At 59.2% G+C, this 21260-nt stretch carries 20 protein-coding genes and 1 pseudogene; 9 read left to right on the forward strand and 12 right to left on the reverse strand.

Features of this window, described 5'->3' with window-relative positions; all coding sequences use genetic code 11:
• Positions 1 to 8: 8 nt before the first annotated feature.
• From AB4P91_RS22295 to AB4P91_RS22315, 5 genes and pseudogenes are all read right to left on the reverse strand, one after another.
• Positions 9 to 1847 carry an amidohydrolase gene (locus AB4P91_RS22295; protein ID WP_150597416.1) on the reverse strand — a complete coding sequence of 613 codons (1839 nt, stop codon included), beginning with the start codon at positions 1845 to 1847 and terminating at the stop codon, positions 9 to 11.
• Between the two features lie 31 nt (positions 1848 to 1878).
• A complete protein-coding gene (locus tag AB4P91_RS22300; protein WP_395603702.1) occupies positions 1879 to 2505 on the reverse strand; it encodes an antibiotic biosynthesis monooxygenase in 627 nt (208 codons plus the stop codon).
• Positions 2498 to 2914, reverse strand: coding sequence for a DoxX family protein (locus tag AB4P91_RS22305; RefSeq protein WP_150594809.1), 417 nt, complete (start codon positions 2912 to 2914; stop codon positions 2498 to 2500). The genes AB4P91_RS22300 and AB4P91_RS22305 overlap by 8 nt, the downstream gene beginning before the upstream one ends.
• A 114-nt stretch (positions 2915 to 3028) precedes the next feature.
• Positions 3029 to 3151 (reverse strand): annotated as a pseudogene (locus AB4P91_RS22310) (metal ABC transporter ATP-binding protein); the annotation flags it as partial.
• 2 nt (positions 3152 to 3153) lie between these two features.
• Positions 3154 to 4077, reverse strand: a complete 924-nt coding sequence (locus AB4P91_RS22315; RefSeq protein ID WP_150594808.1) for a LysR family transcriptional regulator — start codon at positions 4075 to 4077, stop codon at positions 3154 to 3156.
• A gap of 212 nt (positions 4078 to 4289) precedes the next feature.
• Between AB4P91_RS22315 and AB4P91_RS22320 the strand changes: the two genes are divergently transcribed.
• Both AB4P91_RS22320 and AB4P91_RS22325 read left to right on the forward strand, forming a co-directional pair.
• Positions 4290 to 4721, forward strand: coding sequence for a helix-turn-helix domain-containing protein (locus tag AB4P91_RS22320; protein WP_150594807.1), 432 nt, complete (start codon positions 4290 to 4292; stop codon positions 4719 to 4721).
• A 134-nt stretch (positions 4722 to 4855) separates the two neighbouring features.
• Positions 4856 to 7780 carry an ATP-binding protein gene (locus tag AB4P91_RS22325; RefSeq protein ID WP_395603703.1) on the forward strand — a complete coding sequence of 975 codons (2925 nt, stop codon included), beginning with the start codon at positions 4856 to 4858 and terminating at the stop codon, positions 7778 to 7780.
• On the opposite strand, the gene AB4P91_RS22330 is transcribed toward AB4P91_RS22325, so the two are convergent.
• The gene (locus tag AB4P91_RS22330) at positions 7745 to 9214 is read right to left on the reverse strand and encodes an ATP-binding protein (protein WP_395603704.1); all 1470 of its coding nucleotides are present in this window, start codon (positions 9212 to 9214) and stop codon (positions 7745 to 7747) included. The genes AB4P91_RS22325 and AB4P91_RS22330 overlap by 36 nt on opposite strands.
• 90 nt (positions 9215 to 9304) lie before the next feature.
• The gene (locus AB4P91_RS22335) at positions 9305 to 10255 is read right to left on the reverse strand and encodes a GlxA family transcriptional regulator (protein ID WP_150597419.1); all 951 of its coding nucleotides are present in this window, start codon (positions 10253 to 10255) and stop codon (positions 9305 to 9307) included.
• Between the two features lie 220 nt (positions 10256 to 10475).
• Here AB4P91_RS22335 and AB4P91_RS22340 point away from each other — a divergent pair, with 220 nt between their 5' ends.
• The gene (locus AB4P91_RS22340; RefSeq protein WP_395603705.1) at positions 10476 to 11198 is read left to right on the forward strand and encodes a pirin family protein; all 723 of its coding nucleotides are present in this window, start codon (positions 10476 to 10478) and stop codon (positions 11196 to 11198) included.
• A gap of 47 nt (positions 11199 to 11245) precedes the next feature.
• Here AB4P91_RS22340 and AB4P91_RS22345 read toward each other — a convergent pair whose 3' ends face one another.
• Entirely contained in the window at positions 11246 to 11716 is a 471-nt protein-coding gene (locus tag AB4P91_RS22345; protein WP_395603706.1) for a hypothetical protein, read from the reverse strand.
• A gap of 251 nt (positions 11717 to 11967) precedes the next feature.
• Positions 11968 to 12843, reverse strand: a complete 876-nt coding sequence (locus tag AB4P91_RS22350) for a LysR family transcriptional regulator (protein WP_150594801.1) — start codon at positions 12841 to 12843, stop codon at positions 11968 to 11970.
• A gap of 110 nt (positions 12844 to 12953) precedes the next feature.
• Here AB4P91_RS22350 and AB4P91_RS22355 point away from each other — a divergent pair, with 110 nt between their 5' ends.
• The 3 genes from AB4P91_RS22355 to AB4P91_RS22365 all read left to right on the forward strand — a co-directional run bounded on the left by AB4P91_RS22355 (position 12954) and on the right by AB4P91_RS22365 (position 16261).
• Positions 12954 to 14144, forward strand: coding sequence for a YbfB/YjiJ family MFS transporter (locus AB4P91_RS22355; protein WP_395603707.1), 1191 nt, complete (start codon positions 12954 to 12956; stop codon positions 14142 to 14144).
• A gap of 61 nt (positions 14145 to 14205) precedes the next feature.
• Positions 14206 to 15204 carry an NAD(P)H-quinone oxidoreductase gene (locus tag AB4P91_RS22360; protein WP_395603708.1) on the forward strand — a complete coding sequence of 333 codons (999 nt, stop codon included), beginning with the start codon at positions 14206 to 14208 and terminating at the stop codon, positions 15202 to 15204.
• A gap of 112 nt (positions 15205 to 15316) precedes the next feature.
• Entirely contained in the window at positions 15317 to 16261 is a 945-nt protein-coding gene (locus AB4P91_RS22365) for an alpha/beta hydrolase (protein ID WP_150597424.1), read from the forward strand.
• On the opposite strand, the gene AB4P91_RS22370 is transcribed toward AB4P91_RS22365, so the two are convergent.
• The 3 genes from AB4P91_RS22370 to AB4P91_RS22380 all read right to left on the reverse strand — a co-directional run bounded on the left by AB4P91_RS22370 (position 16258) and on the right by AB4P91_RS22380 (position 19050).
• The gene (locus tag AB4P91_RS22370; RefSeq protein WP_395603709.1) at positions 16258 to 18069 is read right to left on the reverse strand and encodes an ABC transporter ATP-binding protein; all 1812 of its coding nucleotides are present in this window, start codon (positions 18067 to 18069) and stop codon (positions 16258 to 16260) included. The genes AB4P91_RS22365 and AB4P91_RS22370 overlap by 4 nt on opposite strands.
• A 118-nt stretch (positions 18070 to 18187) precedes the next feature.
• The gene (locus AB4P91_RS22375) at positions 18188 to 18640 is read right to left on the reverse strand and encodes an anti-virulence regulator CigR family protein (protein ID WP_395603710.1); all 453 of its coding nucleotides are present in this window, start codon (positions 18638 to 18640) and stop codon (positions 18188 to 18190) included.
• Between the two features lie 80 nt (positions 18641 to 18720).
• Positions 18721 to 19050 (reverse strand): hypothetical protein, encoded by a 330-nt coding sequence (locus tag AB4P91_RS22380; RefSeq protein ID WP_150594795.1) that lies wholly within the window; start codon positions 19048 to 19050, stop codon positions 18721 to 18723.
• A gap of 153 nt (positions 19051 to 19203) precedes the next feature.
• On the opposite strand from AB4P91_RS22380, the gene AB4P91_RS22385 reads away from it, so the two are divergent.
• The 3 genes from AB4P91_RS22385 (at position 19204) to AB4P91_RS22395 (ending at position 21192) form a co-directional block, all read left to right on the forward strand.
• A complete protein-coding gene (locus AB4P91_RS22385; protein WP_395603711.1) occupies positions 19204 to 19482 on the forward strand; it encodes a hypothetical protein in 279 nt (92 codons plus the stop codon).
• Between the two features lie 251 nt (positions 19483 to 19733).
• A complete protein-coding gene (locus AB4P91_RS22390) occupies positions 19734 to 20222 on the forward strand; it encodes an NADAR family protein (RefSeq protein ID WP_395603712.1) in 489 nt (162 codons plus the stop codon).
• 232 nt (positions 20223 to 20454) lie between these two features.
• A complete protein-coding gene (locus tag AB4P91_RS22395) occupies positions 20455 to 21192 on the forward strand; it encodes an SGNH/GDSL hydrolase family protein (protein WP_191624502.1) in 738 nt (245 codons plus the stop codon).
• Positions 21193 to 21260 lie beyond the last annotated feature (68 nt).

Here is a 21260-nt window from a genome sequence, read left to right on the forward strand (position 1 = left end):
GAAAGAGATCAGAAGGCGAAGCAGGAACAACCGAACGCGCCCCAGAAACCGGCGAAGTCACTGACCGGCGCATTCGACAAACGCGCTTTTTCATGGCTGTGCGAGTGCACGCCACAGGGGCCGCTGCACTGGTGCACTTGCGCCTGCAACGGTGAGTTGGGCCGCCAGTGGCCCGGGACTTTGACCACCGGCGACCAGTCCGGCAGCACCGGCACGCTGGCCGGCCCGAGGTCCTGGAAGTCGCCGGCGGCGTAGACAATCTTGCCGCCGACCACGGTCAGTACCGATTCGATCCACTTGATCGCTTCTTCCTCGACGTGGAAGAAGTCCGCACTCAGCGCCGCCAGATCCGCCAGTTGCCCGACCTTGATCTGCCCTTTCTTGCCCTGTTCGGAAGAGAACCAGGCGCTGCCGTGGGTGAACAATTCCAGCGCGGTGGTGCGTGGCAAACCTTCTTCGTAGAGTGCCAGCCCGCCGACGGTGCGACCGCTGACCATCCAGTACAGCGAGGTCCACGGGTTATAACTGGACACCCGCGTGGCGTCTGTGCCAGCGCCGACCGGTACGCCTTCGGCAAGCATGCGCTTGATGGGTGGCGTGGCTTCGGCGGCTTTTGCACCGTAACGGTCGACGAAATACTCGCCCTGGAACGCCATGCGATCCTGAATCGCGATACCGCCGCCCAGCGCTTTGACCCGTTCGATGTTCTGCGGGGTGATGGTTTCCGCATGGTCGAAGAACCACGGCAAACCGTTGAACGGAATGTCACGGTTGACCTTCTCGAACACGTCGAGCATGCGGCTGATCGATTCGTTGTACGTGGCGTGCAGACGGAATGGCCAGCGCTGCTCGACCAAGTGGCGCACCACCGGCTCCAATTCCTGCTCCATGGTCTGCGGCAGGTCCGGGCGCGGCTCGAGGAAGTCTTCGAAGTCCGCGGCCGAGAACACCAGCATTTCGCCGGCGCCGTTGTGCCGCAGGAAGTCGTCACCCTGATGCAATTTCACGCTGCCGGTCCAGTTCTGGAAATCGGTCAGCTCTTCTTTCGGCTTTTGGGTGAACAGGTTGTAGGCGATGCGCACGGTCAACTGGTCATCCTTGGCCAGTTGTTCGATCACCTGATAATCGTCCGGATAATTCTGGAAACCGCCGCCGGCATCGATCGCACTGGTCAGGCCGAGGCGATTGAGCTCGCGCATGAACTGACGCGTCGAGTTGACCTGATATTCCAGCGGCAGCTTCGGCCCCTTCGCCAGCGTGGAGTACAGAATCATCGCGTTCGGCTTCGCCACCAGCATGCCGGTCGGGTTGCCGTTGGCATCGCGGACGATCTCACCGCCCGGCGGGTTCGGCGTGTCGCGGGTGTAGCCGGCCACGCGCAATGCGGCGCGGTTGAGCAGCGCGCGGTCGTACAAATGCAGAATGAATACCGGGGTGTCCGGTGCAGCCTGGTTGATCTCTTCGAGAGTCGGCATGCGTTTTTCGGCGAACTGGAATTCATTCCAGCCCCCCACCACGCGTACCCATTGCGGGGTCGGCGTGCGGTCGGCTTGCTCCTTGAGCATGCGCAACGCATCGGCCAACGATGGCACGCCTTCCCAGCGCAGTTCGAGGTTGTAGTTCAGACCACCACGAATCAGGTGCAAGTGAGAGTCGTTAAGACCGGGGATGACGCAGCGACCCTGCATGTCGACCACTTGTGTGGCCGGACCGCGCAGTGCCATGGCTTGCGTGTCGTTACCAACGACCACGAAACGGCCGTCCTTGATCGCCACCGCGCTGGCCAGCGGCTTAGTGCGGTCTACGGTATGAAATTGGCCATTGAACAGAATCAGATCGGCGCTCATCGCAGTTCCTTCGACAAAAAATGAATGGGCTTCAGCGTGACGGGTGTTCTGTGGGTTCGACGTGGGCGTGGGCCTGACTGGCTTCCAGCCAGGGCGCGAACAAACGGGTCACGCGGGGCATGAATACGTACACCACCGACAGCACGATGGTCAGGGTGATCAGGAACGTGGCAACCACGTAGTTGGAAAGTACGGGATGCAGCTTGAGCAGCGGCCCCCAGATCAGTGGCACCAACAGGGTGTGCGGCAGAATCACCAACAGCGTGATCACCGCCTGCTTCCAGCGCGGCGGCGGCGAGGCGGCATCGGCCAATGGGGCGAACCAGAATTCGTTGATCGGGGCGACTTCTGTCTGGTCGCCATCGGCCAGCATTGGCGCGGCTTCGTCGACCAGCGCCTGGCGCTGTGGCGACTCCAGCCACAACTGCATGGCTTCAGTCGAACTAAAACGCAAAACGCAGGTGTACGCGTCGAGTCCCGCCAGCTTGCCGCGCACAACGTCAACGCCCAGATGCCCTTCGCGCAGCCCCGCCACTCGGACAATATTGCGCAGCCAGGCTTCATAGGGCTTTTCAAACCCGGCCTTGACCCGGTGCTTGACGATCAGCGTGACGGTCTCACCGGCCCCCGGTGCTGTTGGACTCAGGACTTCAGGCATAACGCAGCACTCCGGGCAGACGCGTATTGAGCGCCAGCCGTCCGGGCCCGGCGATGAATACAGTGGTAAAGAGGATTAACAGCAGCCAGCCGAACTGCCCTTCGGCCACAGTCCATTGCGGATGCACGAGCAGTAACGCCACCAGCAGCACAAAGAGAATAGGCAAGCAGGCCAATCGCGCCAGCACTCCGGCGACGACCAGTAGCGGACAGAGGACTTCGGCGAAGATCGCCAGGATCAACGTGAGGTGGGCGCCGAGGTGGAACGGGTCTTCGATCAGTTGCAGTTGCGCCGTGTAGTCGAGCAACTTGGGCATGCCGTGCACGCAAAGCAGAAACAACCCGCCGCTGACCCGCAGGAACAGCAAACCGACGTCGCCCGACCGTTCATCGCATTGTGAAGCGTTCATGACCCGACCCTTGAAATGTCATTGGCCTGAATAATGCCGATGCCGGGCGGGGGGAAATTGAACAGGTGTGCTCAGTTGGTCGTTCGAGTTAACCATCAAGGGCACCGAGGATCCCTGTGGAAGCGAGCTTGCTCGCGAATGCGGTGTGTCATTCAGCGATGATCGCGGCTGGACGGACGCCTTCGCGAGCAAGCTCGCTCCCACAGGGTTTTGTGTGAATTGCGACGTTTGTCGCAACGTTAGACCGGGGGGATATCCAGCGCTGCCGACATGAACTGGCTGATCTGCGCCCTGAGCCATCTCTCGGCCGGATCGTTGTCGTGCACGCCGCTCCAGGCCATCGACAATTGCGCGGCATCAATCGGGAACGGCGGGTCTTCGGCGCGCAGGCCACAGCCTTCGACCAGCGCACACGCGGCGTAATCTGGCACGGTGGCGATCATTTCGGTGCCAGCGAGCAAGGCACGCAAGCCGCTGAATTGCGGCACCCCAAGAACCACGCGGCGCGAACGGCCAAGCTTGGCCAGGTCGAGGTCGATGTTGCCGCTCAAGTCGCCCGAGAACGACACCATTGCGTGAGGACGCTCGCAATACTCATCCAGCGTCAGCGGCCCCTCGCGGGTATCGCCACGCAGGACTTTGCAGGGAATGTCGCGCAGTTTCTTGCGTTTGGCGTTGGCGGGCAGATCCGTGGTGTAGCTGACGCCGACCGAGATTTCCCCAGAAGCCAGCAATGCCGGCATCAGCAAGTAGTTGGCACGCCGCACCACCACGACAATGCCCGGCGCCTCTTGCTGCAACTGGCGCAACAGCGGTGGAAACAGACCGAACTCGGCATCGTCCGACAGACCGATACGGAACACGTCGCAACTGCTCGACGGTTCGAACTCTTTGGCGCGACTGACGGCCCCGGAAATCACATCCATCGCCGGTTGCAGTTCCTTGAGGATCGCCAGGGCGCGAGCGGTCGGTTCCATGCCGCGACCGTTGCGCAGCAGCAACGGATCATCGAACAGGTCACGCAGACGCCCGAGCGCCGCACTCACCGCCGGTTGGCCCATGAACAGTTTTTCGGCGACGCGGGTCAGGTTCTTTTCGAACATCAGCGCTTCGAAAATCACCAACAGGTTCATGTCGACGCGACGCAGATCGTTACGGTTCATCGGCTCGGTTTCCTTTTATGGCCAGCCACACGCAAGTGCTGCGCACTTTACCCGATCAATGGCGCTGTACACGCCGCGCCAGCGCGAAATTAACAACGATTAACTCGTCAGTCACGGCGCCCCACTCAACAATGAATGCCTCTGCGCAGCGTTGTTTTTTTGATTGAGGGAGAGCGCTGACCGTGCCTTCCCCACCGACACGGACATTGGCCATGGCTCAATTACACCCCACCGTCGCCCTCGCCCCTGCCTGCGAACCGCGCAAAAGCGGGATCGGCGGACTCAGCCCGCAACGCGAACGACGCGTCAAACAACTCATCCTCGAACGCCTCGGCGAAAGCCTGGAGGTCACCGAACTGGCCCACGCCTGTTCACTGTCACGCAGCCACTTCTCCCGGGCATTCAAGTGCAGCACCGGGCTCTCCCCGCAAGACTGGATCCGCACCCAACGGATCGCCCGCGCCAAACTGCTGATCCAGCACACCGGCCTGAGCCTGACGCAAATCAGCCTGGAATGCGGTTTCTGCGATCAGGCGCATTTCTGCCATATGTTCACCCGCAGCGAAGGCATCAACCCGTTCGCCTGGCGCTGCCAGGTCATGGGTGAACCCAAAAGACAACGCTCGCCCTCTGCCATGTTTTGACCTTTACCCTTGCGTCACCCGTTGCACTGATCGCAAAACCTGAGGATTATGCCCGGACACCCCGAAATAGACGGCCTGCGCTTGCGCCCGGCGCTGTTTCGCTCTGTCCGCCGCAGCACCCCAGGAGTGAGCTGTTGAGTCTTTTCCCGAATCAGGCCCTCGGTTTCGGCCCCTATCGGATTCATCCCGGGCAACGGCTGGTGCTTGAGGGCGATCAGCCGTTGCGACTGGGTCGGCGAGCGATGGACATTCTCCTGACTCTGCTGGGCCACGCCGGCGAGGTGGTGAGCAAGCAGCAATTGATGGCCGCCGTCTGGCCGGACAGCGTCGTCGAAGACATCAACCTGCGGGTGCACATGGCAGCGCTGCGCAAGGCATTGGGCGACGGTCAGGCTGGCCAGCGCTATATCGTCACCGTGGCGCAACGCGGGTACAGTTTTGTTGCGCCGATCCTGCACGAGTCTATCGAGCAGCGACCGACGGGCGATGCCGACAGTCGGCACAATCTGCCCCTGCGGCGCACGCGGATGATTGGCCGTCAGCCGCTGGTCGACCGGTTGATGGCGCAGCTGCCACGTCGGCGCTGCATTACCCTGGTCGGCCCCGGTGGGATCGGTAAAACCACGGTAGCCTTGCGCGTGGCTGAACAATTGATCGGGCATTATCGCGACGGTATTCGACTGGTGGATCTGGCGCCGCTCAATGACCCACAGCTGATTTGCTCGCACCTGGCAGGCTTGCTCGAGCTGTCGCTGCTCGACGGCGATCCGCTGAGGTGTCTGGTCAATGGCTTGCGCCAGCGCCAGATGCTGCTGGTGCTCGACAACTGCGAGCACCTGATCGACGCCGTTGCAGCGCTCAGTGAAAGCATTCTGCGCGGCGCTGCGCAGGTGCATATTCTTGCCACCAGTCGCGAAAGCCTGCGAGCGGAAGGCGAATTTGTGCAACGTCTGGAAACCCTCGATTACCCGCCGTTGCCTGTCGAACTGGACCGGGCCCAGGCACTGGGTTTTTCCGCGTTGCAGCTGTTTGTCGAGCGGGCGATGGCGGCGCAGGACAGCTTCGAATTGAGCGATGCCCAGTTGCCGCAAGCCATCGAGATTTGCCACCGACTGGACGGTATTCCACTGGCGCTGGAACTGGCGGCGGCACAAGTCGCCGAACTGGGGCTGGACGGCTTGCTGGCGCAGTTGCAGGGGCGTTTGCCTCCCTTGGCGGCGAGCGACCAGAGTAGCGCCGAGCGCCACCTGACGTTGCGTGCCACGCTGGACTGGAGTTTCAACCTGCTCGATCGCTGCGAGCAAACCTGCTTGCGCCGACTCGGTGTGTTTCGCGGCGGTTTCACCCTAGAGTCGGCAGCGGCCGTGATCGTCGGGCAGCAGATCGATCCCGCTGCGGTGTTCGCCTCGATCACACAACTGGTGGCCAAATCCTTGCTCAGTGTCGAGGTGGGTGATGAAGAGGTGTTCTATCGCCTGCTCGATACGACACGCCGCTATGCCCTGGAAAAACTCGATGTCGCGGCTGAACTCGATGAGACTCGTCAGCGCCACGCCGAACGCTGCCTGACCCTGATGCACCAGGCGCAAGCGCACTGGGAAAACACCCCCACTTCGGTGTGGATCGAGCGCTATGCCCGGGGGCTGGAGGATTTGCGGGCGGCGCTGGAGTGGAGCCTGAACAGGGGCGGGCCGGATGATCTGGCCATTCAGCTGACCGCAGCCTCGGCGCCGCTGTGGCAGGAGCTGTCGCTACTCACGGAGTACGGCGAATACGTGCGGCGGGCGTTGCGCCTGCTGGACGAACTTGGCGCCCCCTGCCCGCATCTGAAAATCGCCCTGAAACTGGCCTTGGGCAGTGCCTGCTATCACACCTGGGGCGCGACCCCGGAGACTATCGGGGCTTTTGTCGACGCCCGCGAACTGGCCCAGACACATGCTGATATCGCCGGCCAATTGCGCGCAATATCCGGGCATCTGGCGGTCAACCTCAGTTGGGGGCGCTACCGGATGGCGCTGGAGCAGAGCGAACAGTTCGACCGCCTCGGCCTGCACGGCGACCCGTTGCTATCGCTGAGCACGCACCGCTTGCGGGTGTTGGCCCTGCATTACGCTGGCGACCAGCCACAGGCGCGCATTCATGCCGAGCAAGTGATCGAACGCATGGCGCACAGCGGTCATCTCAACCGCTTTACCCACGGTTTTGGCGTGCAGTATGACCAAAGCGTCGCCTCGCTGACGGTGCTCGCCCGGGTGCTGTGGCTGCAAGGATTTCCCGAGCAAGCGTGGCGCACGGCGCGACAGGCACTGGACATTGCCGTGCAGATTAACCACGGCACCTCGATCTGCTACACCCTGGCACTGGCCAGTTGCCTGATCGCCCATTACAACGGCGACAAGCAGAACGCCCGGGCACTGTTGCATCTGTTGCTTGAGCAATCGCAGAAGCATTCGGTGCTGTTGTTTTATCGCTGGGCGCTGCACTACGCACAGGTGATCGACGCTGAAACCACTATGCCCTTGCCGGCGGATGGCAGCGGGCTGGTGCGGGAAATCATGGTGACGCTGGATGAGCGATTTGTTGATGATGATTTGCTGACGCGGGCGCTGGCCGGTGATGCGGGGTGGAGTACGGCGGAGATTTTGCGGGCTCGGGCGAATGCGTTAATGGTTGAAGACTCAGGTTTTCAGGACGGACGCCTTCGCGAGCAAGCTCGCTCCCACAGGGATTTGGGGTGTACGCAGAGTTTGCGTTCAACACAAAACCACTGTGGGAGCGAGCTTGCTCGCGAAGAGGCCAGCCCAGTCACCGCGAAGGCTCAGGAAGCCGAAGCCATCCTGCAACAAGCCCTGTCCATCGCCCGCACCCAAGGTGCCCTGGCCTGGGAACTGCGCAGCGCCACCTCGCTCGCCCAGCTCTGGCAACGTCAGTCCCGTCATCGCGAAGCGCTGGATCTGCTGACGCCGATCCATCAACGTTTCACCGAAGGCTACGCCACGCCAGACCTGCGGACAGTGCGCCAGTTACTCGACGAGTTGCGCGATCCCGTGCTCGCCTGACGCATGACGCACACGACTGATAAAGCGCGCATGTCGACGCTCCAGTTCAATACTTTCACCACTGCGCTCAAGTTGCTCGCGGGCATAACGCCGAGTGGTATTGAGCATCCGGTATCTGCGCGCGCCAGCGCCCTGCTCCACCGCCAGCAATGACGTGTGCGCCAACCGTTCGATGATCGCCGCCAGCTGCGACGCAGCCAGTTGCGGGCAGCTAATCACGCCTTGCGCCGCCTCCAGAGTAAACGCCAATTTGAACACCGATAAGCGTTGCAGCACGCGCTGTTCCTGCGCGTTCAAGTGTTGATAACTCCAGTCGAGTGCGGCCTGCATGGATTGATGACGAGACACCGCCGTGCGCCGGCCGTGGTTGAGCAATTGCAGGCCGTTGACCAACTGCGCGTGCAATCCGACCAACGCCAGTGCGTCGATCTGCGCCGCCGCCAACTCGATCGCCAACGGCAGGCCATCGAGCTGACGACAGATTTCGCGTACGGCGGGTAAATCCTGTTCGCGCAAATTGAAATCGTGCTGTCGAGCCCGGGCACGGCTGACAAATAGCTGCACCGCCGGATAGCCCATGGCCTGCGCGACACAATCGACTGCCGAACTGTTAGGGAATGTCAGCGGCTGCAAAGGCTGGAGGGTTTCCATGTGAGCCTGCAAGGCCTCACGGCTGGTTGCGAGAATCGTCAATTGCGGCGCGGCGTCCAGCAGCGTCTCGACCATTGCCTTGCAGGCCTCGCGCCGGTGTTCGCAATTGTCCAGCACCAGCAATGCATGACGCACGCGCAGCGTGGCGAAATCGCAATCGAGGGTGTGCAGCAGGTGTTCCAGCAAAGGGATTTCGACATCGATCTGCGTCAGATCGACCAACCACACGCCATCACGAAAATGTTGCAGCAGTAACTCCGCCACGCGTAGCGCCACGGTGGTCTTGCCGACACCGGCAGGCCCGGTGACAGTCATCAGTCGACACAGCGGCAGGCGCCGCACCATGCCGCCAACCAGCGCATCGCGGCCGGTGACCGGGGTCAGTCGCGCGGGCAAGTTGTGCTGCGATGGTTGCAGCCTTTCGAAGACTGCTTGCGGCACGCTGTCGTAATGCACCGGGGCGATAAAGCTGTACCCGCGTTGCGGCACAGTGCCGATATAACGCTGACCATCCTGACCATCGCCCAACGCCCGCCGCAGGGCAGCAATGTGCACGCGTAAGTTGATCTCTTCGACCACCGACGTTGGCCAGATCCGAGCAATCAACTGCTCCTTGCTGACCACCCGACCCGCCCGCTCGACCAGCAACTGAAGAATGTCCAGCGCGCGACCGCCCATGCGCAGTGGCCGATCCCCGTCGAGGATCAGCCGCTGGCGCAAATGAAACGCGTAAGGGCCGAAACGCAGCACCGCCGCCGTGTTCATATCGTTGAAATTGTCCATGGCAACTATCTTGGCAGCCTCAGATGACGGCACAACCGCCACACAGGACGTCGCACGGACATCCGGGTGCCCTGGACGGACAGAACCGCTCTAGCTGAACTGTTCGCGGTACTGCGCAGGCGTCAGGCCGAGCTTTTCAGCAAACAGCGAACGCATGTGCCGCACGCTGCCGAAGCCGCTTTTATAGGCCACGGTTTTCAGCGGCAGATCGCTGGTTTCGAGCAAATTACGTGCACAGTCGATGCGCGCACTTTGCAGGAACTCCATCGGCGTCATGTTGACGTCACGGACGAACACCCTGGCGAAATGCCGCGCACTCATGTTCGCCAGCCCGGCCATGCGCTCGACGGTAAACGCTTCGTCGAGATGTTCCAGCACATAGTGCTGAGCCCGGGTGACGGGGGTTTCCTGCGGAGCGACAGCAGCCATCAACGGGCTGAACTGGGCTTGGCCGCCCTGGCGCTTCATCACCACCAGCAACACTTTGGCCACGTCCTGAGCGATTTTCTTGCCATGATCCCGGGCGACCACGGCCAACGCCAGATCGATACCCGCCGTGACGCCGCCCGAGGTAATCAGATTGCGGTCTTCGACGTAAATCTGATCGGTCGTCACATTGGCTTTCGGGAATCCCTTGATCAAGCGTTCGGTATAGTTCCAGTGCGTCGTCACGCGGTACCCGTCGAGCAATCCGGCGTGGCCCAGCACGAAAGCGCCGGTGCAGATCGAGCCGAAACGTTCGGCCCGCCGTACGGCCCCGGGTAACCAGGCGAACAGCGTCGGGAATTTTTCGTTGTAGGCCCCCGGGCCACCCGGCACCAGCAGCAAGTCATAGCACTCGTCGTTGTCACCGATAGGCAGGTCAGCGTGCACGCATACGCCATTGGAGGCGCGCAGCGGGCCGCGCTCGGTTCCAAGGGTGATCAATTGATAATGTGATTCTGCTTCCAGGAAACGATTGGCAACCGAAAACACTTCCATCGGGCCGGCCATATCGAGCAGCAGAAAGTCGGGGAACAACACCATTGCCACGGTTTTCATGGTTTTACATCACTGATCAAAAAAGAATAAACGCAAAAGTCAGGATGAGCATTATGGCGAAGCGCGCTCTGAACGTTGGAAAAGAATGCGTGAACTGGCGAGCATAACTGTCAACCTGATCGCGACAGTGTTTCAATTTCCATCTACTTATTGCTTCAAACGGTTAACAGTAAGCTTCTCCTCACTCGGACGAATTCACGTCCCGCCAGGAGATTTCATCATGCTGACTCTTCGCAAAGCCTCCGACCGTGGCCTCGCCAATCATGGCTGGTTGAAGTCGTTCCACACCTTTTCCTTCGCCAGCTATCGCGATCCGCGGGAGCAAGGCTTTTCCGACCTGCTGGTCATCAACGATGACCGCGTTGCCGCTGGCAAAGGTTTCGGCCAGCATCCGCATCGCGACATGGAGATCTTTTCCTACGTGCTCGAAGGCGCGCTGGAACATAAAGACACCTTGGGCACCGGTTCCGTGATCCGCCCAGGCGACGTACAACTGATGAGCGCCGGCAGTGGTGTGGCGCACAGTGAGTTCAACCATTCGGCCAACAAACCTGTGCATTTCCTGCAAATCTGGATCGTGCCGGACGTCAGCGGCGCCAAACCGCGCTATCAGCAGGAGCACTTCAGCACCCAGAAAAAACGCGGTCAGTTGCAATTGATCATTTCGCCTGACGGCAGCAACGGTTCGCTGAAAGTACGCCAGGATGCGCGAGTGTTTGCCGGACTGTTCGATGGCAAAGAGAGCGCTACGCTGGAACTGCCCGTCAATCGTTACGCCTACGTGCATGTGGCGCGCGGCAGTGTGGAACTGAACGGCCAGCGATTGCAGGAAGGTGACGGCGTGCGGGTTCGCGAAGAACAGGCGCTGACGTTGAGTAATGGCGTGGATGCCGAGGTGCTGGTGTTTGACTTGCGGCCGCAGGAGTTGCCGCAGATGCCATGAGGTTGCTTGACGACCACAAAAAAACGGCCTTCTCATGAAGGCCGTTTTTATGGCGGTGGTGTAAGTGAGGGTAATGCCAGCGGTGACGGTGCGTGCATATCCTTGCCCGCTTGAACCGCAGCCAGGGTGGTTTGTATCGCGACATACATGTTGGCTTGGTTCGCGTAATAGGCCCCTGCGACGATGGCAACGATTCCAAGCAACTGGACGACAGTGGCTGCCCAAACATTAGCCTTGACGGTAGACGCTTGCCTCGCGGCTTCCTCAGCTCCCCGGGAAATTTTTCGCATATCCTGCGAAATCAGGTCGTAACGCTTGTCTCTTTCAACTTGAGTCTTGTCTCTTTCAACTTGCGTCTTGTCTCGTTCAATTTGAGCCTGATCTCGCGCCTTGTCCCGCTCGCTCTGAATCGCAAGGAACTCGCGAATTTCTGCGCGTACACCGTCGATTCGAGCATCCATTCTGGTTTCAATGGTCTCGATCCTGGCATTGAATTCTTCGCGGCTTACCGTGCTCATGACTTGAGTATTCCGACCTTCGCTCGATGTCTCACTGACTGGATATTGATGTAACTCACTGGCTTTCAATCCGATCCCCTTCCTTGGTTACCGATACCCGTCCCTGGTTTATCACTCACAAACGTGATTTCTATCGCGGTGAGTTGCAGCCACAATAGAGCCCATCAACCAAGCCCGCAAGCCAGCAGATTCTGCCTGAGTTGTAGGTTGTTTCGTCAGGCAACGTAGCCTCTCCAAAGCACGCCAGACACTCACCCATTCTCCAGCGCAAACCCTTCGACAATCTGCTCGATCACCGCCCGCACCCTTGCGGTGTGGCGTAAATCCGCATGGGTCACCAGCCACACTTCATACGGCTGCGGACGATGACGCTCTGGCCAGAGTCTGACCAAACCATCGCGTTCGCCCATGTACACCGGGATTTCTCCTACACCCAGGCCCGCCGCAATCGAGCGGCGCACCAACAGGCTGGAACTGAGACTGGCGACGATACGCCCGCGATGCAGGGGCTCGGAGACCAGCGTCATATCCTTGTTGCTCTGCAGGTACGGCTGGTAAACCACCAGGTCATGTCCCTCGAAAGCCGCGCCCGGAACAGGAACGCCATGCGTATCGATATAGACCTGTGAAGCGAACAACCCCACCGGCCATCGGGCAATCCGCCGTGCGATCAGGTCCGGATTGTCAGGTCGGGTATTACGCACGGCGATGTCCGCCTCGCGCTTGGCCAGGCTGAGGATCTGCGTCGAGGCATCAAGTTGCACGCGTACGTCCGGATGCTGCTGGTGCAGACGGGCGATGGCCGGAATCAGAAAGTCGATGGCCAGCGAGTCGGTGCTACTGACCCGCACGTTACCGGTCAGGCGATCATCCAGCCCCTGAATCTGCCGCTCCAGCTCCAGCGCCGAATGCTCCATTTTCGCTACGTTCTTGAGCGCTGTCTCGCCAACAGCCGTCAGCGCGTAACCCTCAGAAGTACGCAAGAACAGCGTCGCGCCGAGGGACTTTTCCAGCGCCGTGATCCGCCGCCCGACGGTGGCCTGATCCACTCCCAGAACCCGCGCCGCGCCACGTAATGTCGATTCGCGACAAACCGCGAGAAATACCCGTGCATCGTCCCAATTCATCCCGCCCCCTTGTGATGCATATTTGCATCGCTGCGCAGCCTATTCGCTGCGCGAATGCAGCAAACATAGCCGATATGCTGGGCGCCATAAACCTTCTTGAGATCGCACTCATGCGTACGTCATCCTCAGCATCGGCCATTTTCGCCGGACTCTGCGCCAGTCTGGTCAGCATCGGCCTCGCACGCTTTGCTTACACCCCGCTGATTCCCGCGCTGATTCAGGCGCAGTGGTTTTCTGCCAACGATGTGGTCTATCTCGGCGCGGCCAATCTGGTCGGCTACCTGATCGGTGCCCTGCTCGGCCGGCCAATCGCACGCCACCTCGGCAATAAAAATGCGTTACGGCTGATGATGCTGTTGGTTACCGCCGCGTTCTTTGCCTGTGCGTTTCCGTTGTCGGTGAGTTGGTTTTTTGGTTGGCGGTTGCTGTCGGGAATTACCGGTGGCGCGATCATGGTGTTGGTGGCTGCGACGGTCTTGCCCCACGTGCCGCCAGCCCGAAAAGGATTGGCCAGCGGCGCGATATTCCTTGGCATCGGCCTTGGGATTGCCGGCTCCGGGACGATTGTCCCGCCACTGTTGAGCCTGGGCCTTCAATCAACCTGGCTAGGGCTCGGCGCATTGTCCTTGCTGTTGACCGCGGTGAGCTGGTTCGGCTGGCCTGCTGACTTGCCGCATCCGGTTGCGACCCAAGGGAGCGCGACGGTTCAGCCAACCCCACCGGGCGTGTATTTGCTGTTCGCGCAATACGCCTTCATGGCCGCAGGTCTGGTGCCGGCCATGGTGTTTCTGGTGGATTACGTGGCGCGCGGGCTCGGAGCCGGAGCGCACGTCGGCGCGCTGGTATGGGTGATGTACGGGTTGGGCGCGATTATCGGGCCGGTGACTTATGGCTTTCTGGCGGACAAGTTGGGGGCGCGGACGAGCATTCGTGTCGTCCTGGTGGTGCAGGCGATTACGCTCGGACTGCTGGCGACTTCCCACTCATTTGTAGCGCTGGCAGTGCTGGCGGTGATTCTCGGTTCATTCCCGCCCGGCATCGTGCCACTGGCTCTGGCCCGCGTGCACGAATTGATTCCTGAACATCATCGCCAGCAAATCGCCTGGAGCCGGGCCACCGTATCGTTTGCCACATTCCAGGCGCTGGCCGGATTTGCCTATTCGGCGTTGTTCAATGCCTCGGGTGGACATCACACGTTGTTGTTCGTGATTGCCGCAGGCGCGATTGCCGTGGCGTTGTTGCTGGAGCAGGCAATGCGGTGGCTGCCCTCTTCCATTGAATCGCGCATTTGCACTCACTGAAGGGAATCATTGCCTCCAGACCACGCTCCCATCTACAGAACCTTTAACCACAGGAGTCGACATGACGTTACCCAATGAAATGACCCGAATCGAAATTACCCAACCCGGTGGCCCTGAAGTTCTGCAACCCAAGCGCGTGCCGTTGCCGGTGGCCGCCGAAGGCGAAGTGCTGATCCGCGTGCACGCTGCCGGCATCAACCGACCGGATGCCTTGCAGCGCGCCGGAAAGTACCCGATGAAGCCCGGGATGAACCCGATCCCAGGCCTGGAAGTGGCCGGCGAAGTCGTGGCACTCGGCGCCGGTGTCAACCAGTTCGCCCTCGGCGACCGCGTGTGTGCTCTGACGAATGGTAGCGGCTACGCCGAATATTGCTGCGTTCCGGCCGGGCAGACCCTGCCCATTCCGGACGGACTCGACTGGGTGCAGGCCGCCGCGATTCCGGAAACCTTCTTTACCGTGTGGGCCAACCTGTTCGGTCTCGGCGGCGCCAGCCGAGGGCAACGCGCACTCATCCATGGCGGTACCAGCGGCATCGGCACCACGGCGCTGATGCTGTGTCGCGAATTTGGCATCGAAGCCTTCGCCACGGCCGGTAGCCCGGCAAAATGCGCAGCGATCAGCACGTTCGGTGGCCAACCGATCAACTACCGCGAAGAGGATTTCGCTGCGGTGATCGCCGAGAAAACCGCCGGCCAGGGCGTGAATGTAATCCTCGACATCATGGGCGGCTCCTACTTCAACAGTAACGTCAGCGCTTTGGCGATGGATGGGCGATTGGTGATGCTGGGCTTCCTTGGGGGCGGCAAGGCAAACGACGTCGATCTGCTGGCGATCCTGGGAAAACGCGCGGTGGTCACCGGTTCGCTGTTGCGCGCACGCACTGCGGCGGAGAAATCAGCCATTGCCGATCAATTGCGCGAGCACGTTTGGCCGGTGCTGAGTGCCGGTCGCTGCCTGCCGATCATCGACAAGGTCTATGCACTTGAAGAGGCGGCACAGGCCCATGCGCACATGGAGGCCGGCGATCATATCGGCAAGATCGTGCTGAAGGTGAATTGAGCCGTTGCAGCATTTTGTAATCGTTGCGTACGGGCGGTGGTCGAAAATATCGCGCGCAGACCGAGGCATCTGGTAAAAAGCGTTCTTTGTCTGCGCCGTGGTGAAACGTTTAATGTTCCTTTCCTTCATGACGCGTCTGCGCCGTCGTCGCTTGGCATTTGCCTGCATGGCCGCTTTGATTATCGGCGTGCCGACGAGTTGTGCCGTGCTGGAACATACCGAGCGCAAACTGCTGTTCCGCATCGAACCGGGGACTGCTGGCTGGTATCGCGGTTTGCCGGGCAGCGTGCAGGAACTCGATCTGCAACCCAAGAGTTTCAAGGCCGGGGAAAACATTCATGCCTGGTGGTGGCCGGCGGAAAAAGCCAACGCCCCGGCGATCCTCTATCTGCATGGCGTGCGCTGGAACCTCACCGGGCAGTTGTTCCGCATCGAGCAATTGCGCGCGGCGGGCTACTCGGTACTGGCCATCGATTACCGCGGGTTCGGCAAGAGCAAGGGGGATCTGCCGTCCGAAGGCAGCGTTTACGAAGATGCGCGGGTGGCGTGGGAGCGCTTCAAACTGCTGCAACCGGATCCGAACAAACGTCTGATCTACGGCCACTCCCTGGGTGGTGCGGTCGCGGTTGATCTGGCCGCCGAAATTGGCCAGGACGCCGCGCGCGACAAGAGGCCGCTTCCAGTGCGCGGTTTGGTGATCGAATCCACCTTCACCTCGCTGGCGGATGTGGCTGCCGCCGTGGCCAACACCTCGCTGCCGGTGCGCTGGCTGCTGTCACAGAAATTCGATTCCATCGACAAGATTGCCGACATTCACATGCCGTTGCTGGTGGTGCATGGCATGGCCGATGCGTTCGTGCCACCGCGTTTCAGCGAGCAACTGTTCAACGCTGCTCAACAACCCAAACGCTTGTTGTTGGTGCCCGGCGCAACGCACAACAACAGCATGGCGCTGGGCGGGCAAAATTATCGCAAGGCGCTCGATGCCTTGATGCAGACCAAACCGTTGCCACGGGTCGCGGGGCCAGCGACGCCGCGCAGCGCACGCGACTCCTAACGGTAACCGCGAGCCTGTAAATCGAAGAGCTGCGCGTAATGCCCGGCAGTCTCAATCAAATCATCGTGGGCGCCCTGCTCCAGGATCCGTCCCTGTTCCAACACAATGATGTGATCAGCATTGCGCACACTGGAAAACCGGTGCGAGATCAGCAACGTCATGCGACCGTTGGTGTGCTGGCTGAAATGCTCAAACACCGCTGCCTCCGCTGCCGGATCGAGGGCCGAGGTCGGCTCGTCGAGGATCAGGATATCGGCCTCACGGCGCATGTAAGCCCGCGACAGAGCAATCTTTTGCCACTGCCCGCCAGACAACTCCTGACCGCCGGCAAACCAGCGACCCAATTGTGTGGCGTAACCGCGTTCCAGCCCCTCAATGAAGCGCGCAGCCATGCCTTCGGCAGCAGCGTCTTTCCAGCGCTGTTCATCACTGAATGCCGAAGTGTCGCCAACACCAATGTTTTCACCGACGGTGAACTGGTAACGAATGTAATCCTGGAAGATAACCCCGATGCGCCTACGCAACGTGGTCTCTTCCCAATCCTGCAAATCGCTGCCATCAAGCAGAATACGCCCCTGATCAGGCCGATAAAGTCGTGTCAGCAATTTGATCAGAGTGGTCTTGCCTGAGCCATTTTCACCGACCAGTGCCATGCTTTTTCCGGGCACCAGATGCAGGTCGATGCCCTCCAGTGCCGCACGGGTAGACCCCGGATAACGAAAGCCGACGTTTTCAAAACGCAGACCATCGCCCGGTCGCACGCCAGCGGTGAGATGACCACTATCAGCCAACACCGGCTCGGCGAGATATTCGTAAAGATTCGACAGGTAGAGGCCGTCTTCGTACAGCCCACTGATCGCACTCAAACTACTGCTGACAGCGCCCTGCCCCTGCTTGAACAGCACCAGATACATGGTCATCTGGCCCAGACTGATATTGCCGTGCACGGCATCGATCACAACCCAGGCGTACGCCACATAAAACGCCGCCGTGCCGAGCAATCCAAGACCAAAGCCCCAGCCATCGCGACGCAACGTCAATTGCCGGTCTTCGGCGTACAGTCTCGCGAACGTGTCTCGGTAGCGTTGTAAAAGCAGCGGCGCGAACCCGAACAGTTTGACCTCTTTGATGTACGCCTCGTGGGACAGCAAGGTTTCGATGTAACTTTGCTGTCGGCTCTCCGGCGCCCGACGGGTGAACAGCCGAAAGGCATCGCCGGAAAAGTGCGCCTCCGCAAAGAACACCGGTAGCGCGCCGATCACCAACAAGACCAGCGCCCACGGTGAAAAATGCACCAGCAGCACACCGAAGCTGATCAACATGATCAGGTTCTGGATCAGCCCCAGTGACTTCATGACCAATGCCAGGGGCAGGGTCGAGGCTTCGCGGCGTACGCGCACCAGCTTGTCGTAGAACTCGGAGTTCTCGAACTGCACCAGTGACAGGGTCTGCGCCTTCTCCAGAATCAACGTATTGACCTTCTGCCCCAGCTGCACCCGCAACAACGACTGCTGCACCGACAGCGCCCGTTGCGTTGCGGACATCAACGCCAACACCCCGGCCTCCATCAGTACGTAACGCAACACCGGCCACAACGGCGCATCGCCCTGCTGTGCATGCAACTGCATCGCCGTCACCACCGCATCGACGATCCGTTGGCCCAGCCACGCCGCCAGCGCCGGCAACACACCGGCAACCAATGTCGCCAGCACCAGCCCCATAAACAAACTGCGCGATGTGCCCCAAACCAGGTGCAAGGCACGCTGCGCCTGGTCGAGCAATGAAGTAACGCGCGATAAAACAGGCATAGGGCATTGAGCTCGGCAAAGGATGAGAGTGCGTCATGGTACTCCAGCGCCGCCGTTACGAATCTTCGAGGCAAGAAAAAGCCCGACCTGAAAAAGTCGGGCTCGATGCTGCAAGTGCTTAATCGAACGCGCCGCTGAGGACTTCATAGATGAGGCCAGTGGCGAGGGCAACCAGTATCAGATCCGTACCGGCTTGCTGCCATTCGTAACCGTCGTAGTGCGGGAGGTGGCCAAGCAGACGATTGTCGAGTTTCTTCGCAATGCCCGGAGGCAACGGTTTGCCACGCGCCAGATTCTTCTGGACTCCGGGGGGCAATGCAGGGCCGGGTTGCCAATAGTCACGATATCCACCGACCAAGCCGATGACGTGGCTGCGATCGACGGTCGGGCCATGGCGGTAATCCCCATTGTTAGCGTTTTTGCCCTTGTTTCCTGCCCCTTGTGCACTGTGCGGGTTGCCTTTGCTATTGCCCTGCCCCTTACCGTTGCCGGGATCCGCGAGCGCGGCAATCGGGCCCGCGACCAGAACCAGCGACATCACACCTGCAATGCATCGAGTTGATCTGAACATATCCGTACTCTCAGACAATGGCTTGATTCACAGGATAGTAGATCGGGATGCCCACAGTCGTTGGCAGCGCTGATCCGTCCCTAACGCTGAGCCAGTTCGTGGCGCACACATTGCTCATAGTAGGTCTGCTTGACCGCCGCCGGCTTGAGCTTCGAGGTGCTGTTATAAGTTTGCTCGGTAATCCCCATCGCGGTCATGCGCATCCACGGCTGCTGGAATTTGCGCACCTGCAACTGCTTGCGCGCGCCATACAAAGAAACTCCCGACAGTTTGGAATGCTGCGCACCTGCGGCGATATCCGAGCCCCAGATACAGGCAAAACGATGACCTTTGCTCAACTCTTTCGCCTGGGCTCCAGAAGCAAAGACAGCCAGGGAAAGCGTTGCCACGGTGATGACAATCGTCCGCATATAGCCAACCTAACCTTTTGAAAAAAGGCGAGTTTGACGATGAAAATTGCGCTCGGGGGCCAGCAATTTGCCCTACCACTCGTCCAGCCCCCTGCACCTTTGCCTCTCTCGCGCCTCCAAACCAGTACATCCCCTCGCGTGAAGGCTTAGATGATGAACAAGACAATTGCGCTGCTATCGCTTGCCAGCCTGCTCGTTATTGGTCCGATGAGCGCCTCGGCAACTGAGAAAAACACTGCTGAATCTGCCGCCCCGCCGAATGCCCTGCCGGGCGTCAACCACTCGAAAACCTCGAGCGCACATGATGATAAGGCTAACAAAAAGGGCGAGGAGTCTTCAGGAGGTAACGCCGGCGCACAGGCGCATGAGACGCAAAAGGATGCTGCGACTTCAAGTGATTCCCAAGACATGAAGAAGGAGCCGACACAGTAGCGTCTGTTAAATGGGTCATTCGCGGTTGCCTGTTCAAGGCTCGACGATGCTTGCATCAAGCTTTACCTAGCCTTGAATCGTAGCCGCTGGCGGTATTAAATCCGCCTCTGATGTCATAGGGGCTTATTGATGCGCCCTGCGGGGCAACGAAAGATTAAATGCTCATCTCGCCCTCCTTTACCAAGGAAGACCCATTGCACGACTCTAAATATCTCGAAGATTTGCGCTCCCGATTCAACTGCGGAGCGAACATGGAATTTACTTTTTTCTGGGGGCACCAACCCGGCAAGAAAGGCGTTACCGCTTCATGCTTCAGCCAATGGTATATCGCCGAATTCATTGTTGATGGGCAACGCTACCCAACTGCCGAACACTACATGATGGCCGAGAAAGCTGCTTTGTTTGGTGATCAGGAAATTCGCGCCCAAATACTTCAGGCGACCACCCCCAATGCAGCCAAGGCACTGGGTCGCAAGATCTCCGGATTCAATGAACAGGATTGGCTAAAACATCGATATGAGATTGTAGTGCGCGCGAACAAAGCCAAGTTCTCGCAAAACCCGGAATTGAATAATTTCCTTAAGGAAACCGGTTCTTCCATCATTGTTGAAGCGAGCCCGGTTGATAACATTTGGGGGATTGGCCTCGCCCAGGATCACGCGAACGCTAATAATCCAAACCTGTGGCAGGGCTTGAATCTCTTGGGGTTTGCGTTAATGCAGGTGCGCGATGGGCAATGACCCGCGCGTGCCCGAACTCATCTCGAGGCGGATGAGTCAAGGCGGCTCACAGGATGTCTTCGCCTGGCAGAAGCCGGTGTATCCCTCACCCCACCACCACTTTTCTGTTCCAACAGATACGCGATGATGGGCATGACTAGCCACGTAAATATTCGATATCATCGTTTTTTGAGGTTTTCAAAAAACGAACATGACCTTCACACCAAAAAATGGAAAGGAACAACCCGCTCTTATGAAGACCGTATTGGTGCTAGGAGACTCGCATGCCGAAGTGTTCAACTCAGAGCACATGAAATCAGCGTTTCCAGAATTTGAGTTCGAGGTTGTTCCCGTTGGTGGCGCGACGGTTTCCGGGTTAGAAAATCCAAATTCAGCGACAAAAGCAATGCCTAAGTACGTTGAGGCTCTTGATGCTACGCTGGCTGAAACAGTAGTGGTAATGCTTGGCGAAGTCGATACTGGTTTCGTTATTTGGTACAGGGCTCAAAAATATGAAACCCCAGTCGATGACATGCTGAATTTAGCAATAGTAAATTACCAGAATTTTCTATCTAAAATTTCTGAAAAATTCAAAGTCATTTGCATAAGCACTCCGCTCCCTACTATTCAAGATGATATGCAGTGGGGAGAAGTAGCCAACTTGAGAAAAGACGTCAAAGCGACACAGGCAGAACGCACAGCTCTGACGATCCGCTTTAATAACGCCATAAGTTGTTTTTGTGAGACAAGAGGAATCACTTATATTTCGCTGGATTCTCAATCAGTCAATCAAGATGGAAAGCTTAAACAGTCGCTATTGAACCAAAATCCACTTGATCATCACTACAATCCAATCGAGCATACAGCGCTGATATCGGCACCATTGCTCACAGCACTTAACGATCAGCAAAAACCAAAGAAGCAGCTTGGACGCATCAAGCGGCTGACGAATTTTCTCGTTAAACGCGTACGACGCGAAACGCTCAATTAGTCGAGTCGCAATCGGTTATAGCAGTAGTTTCCGGCTTGCGTCAGTGCGGCAGATCGATACGGTGCGAG

Source organism: Pseudomonas sp. B21128 (assembly GCF_044218865.1).
Taxonomy (GTDB): Bacteria; Pseudomonadota; Gammaproteobacteria; order Pseudomonadales; family Pseudomonadaceae; genus Aquipseudomonas; species Aquipseudomonas iridis.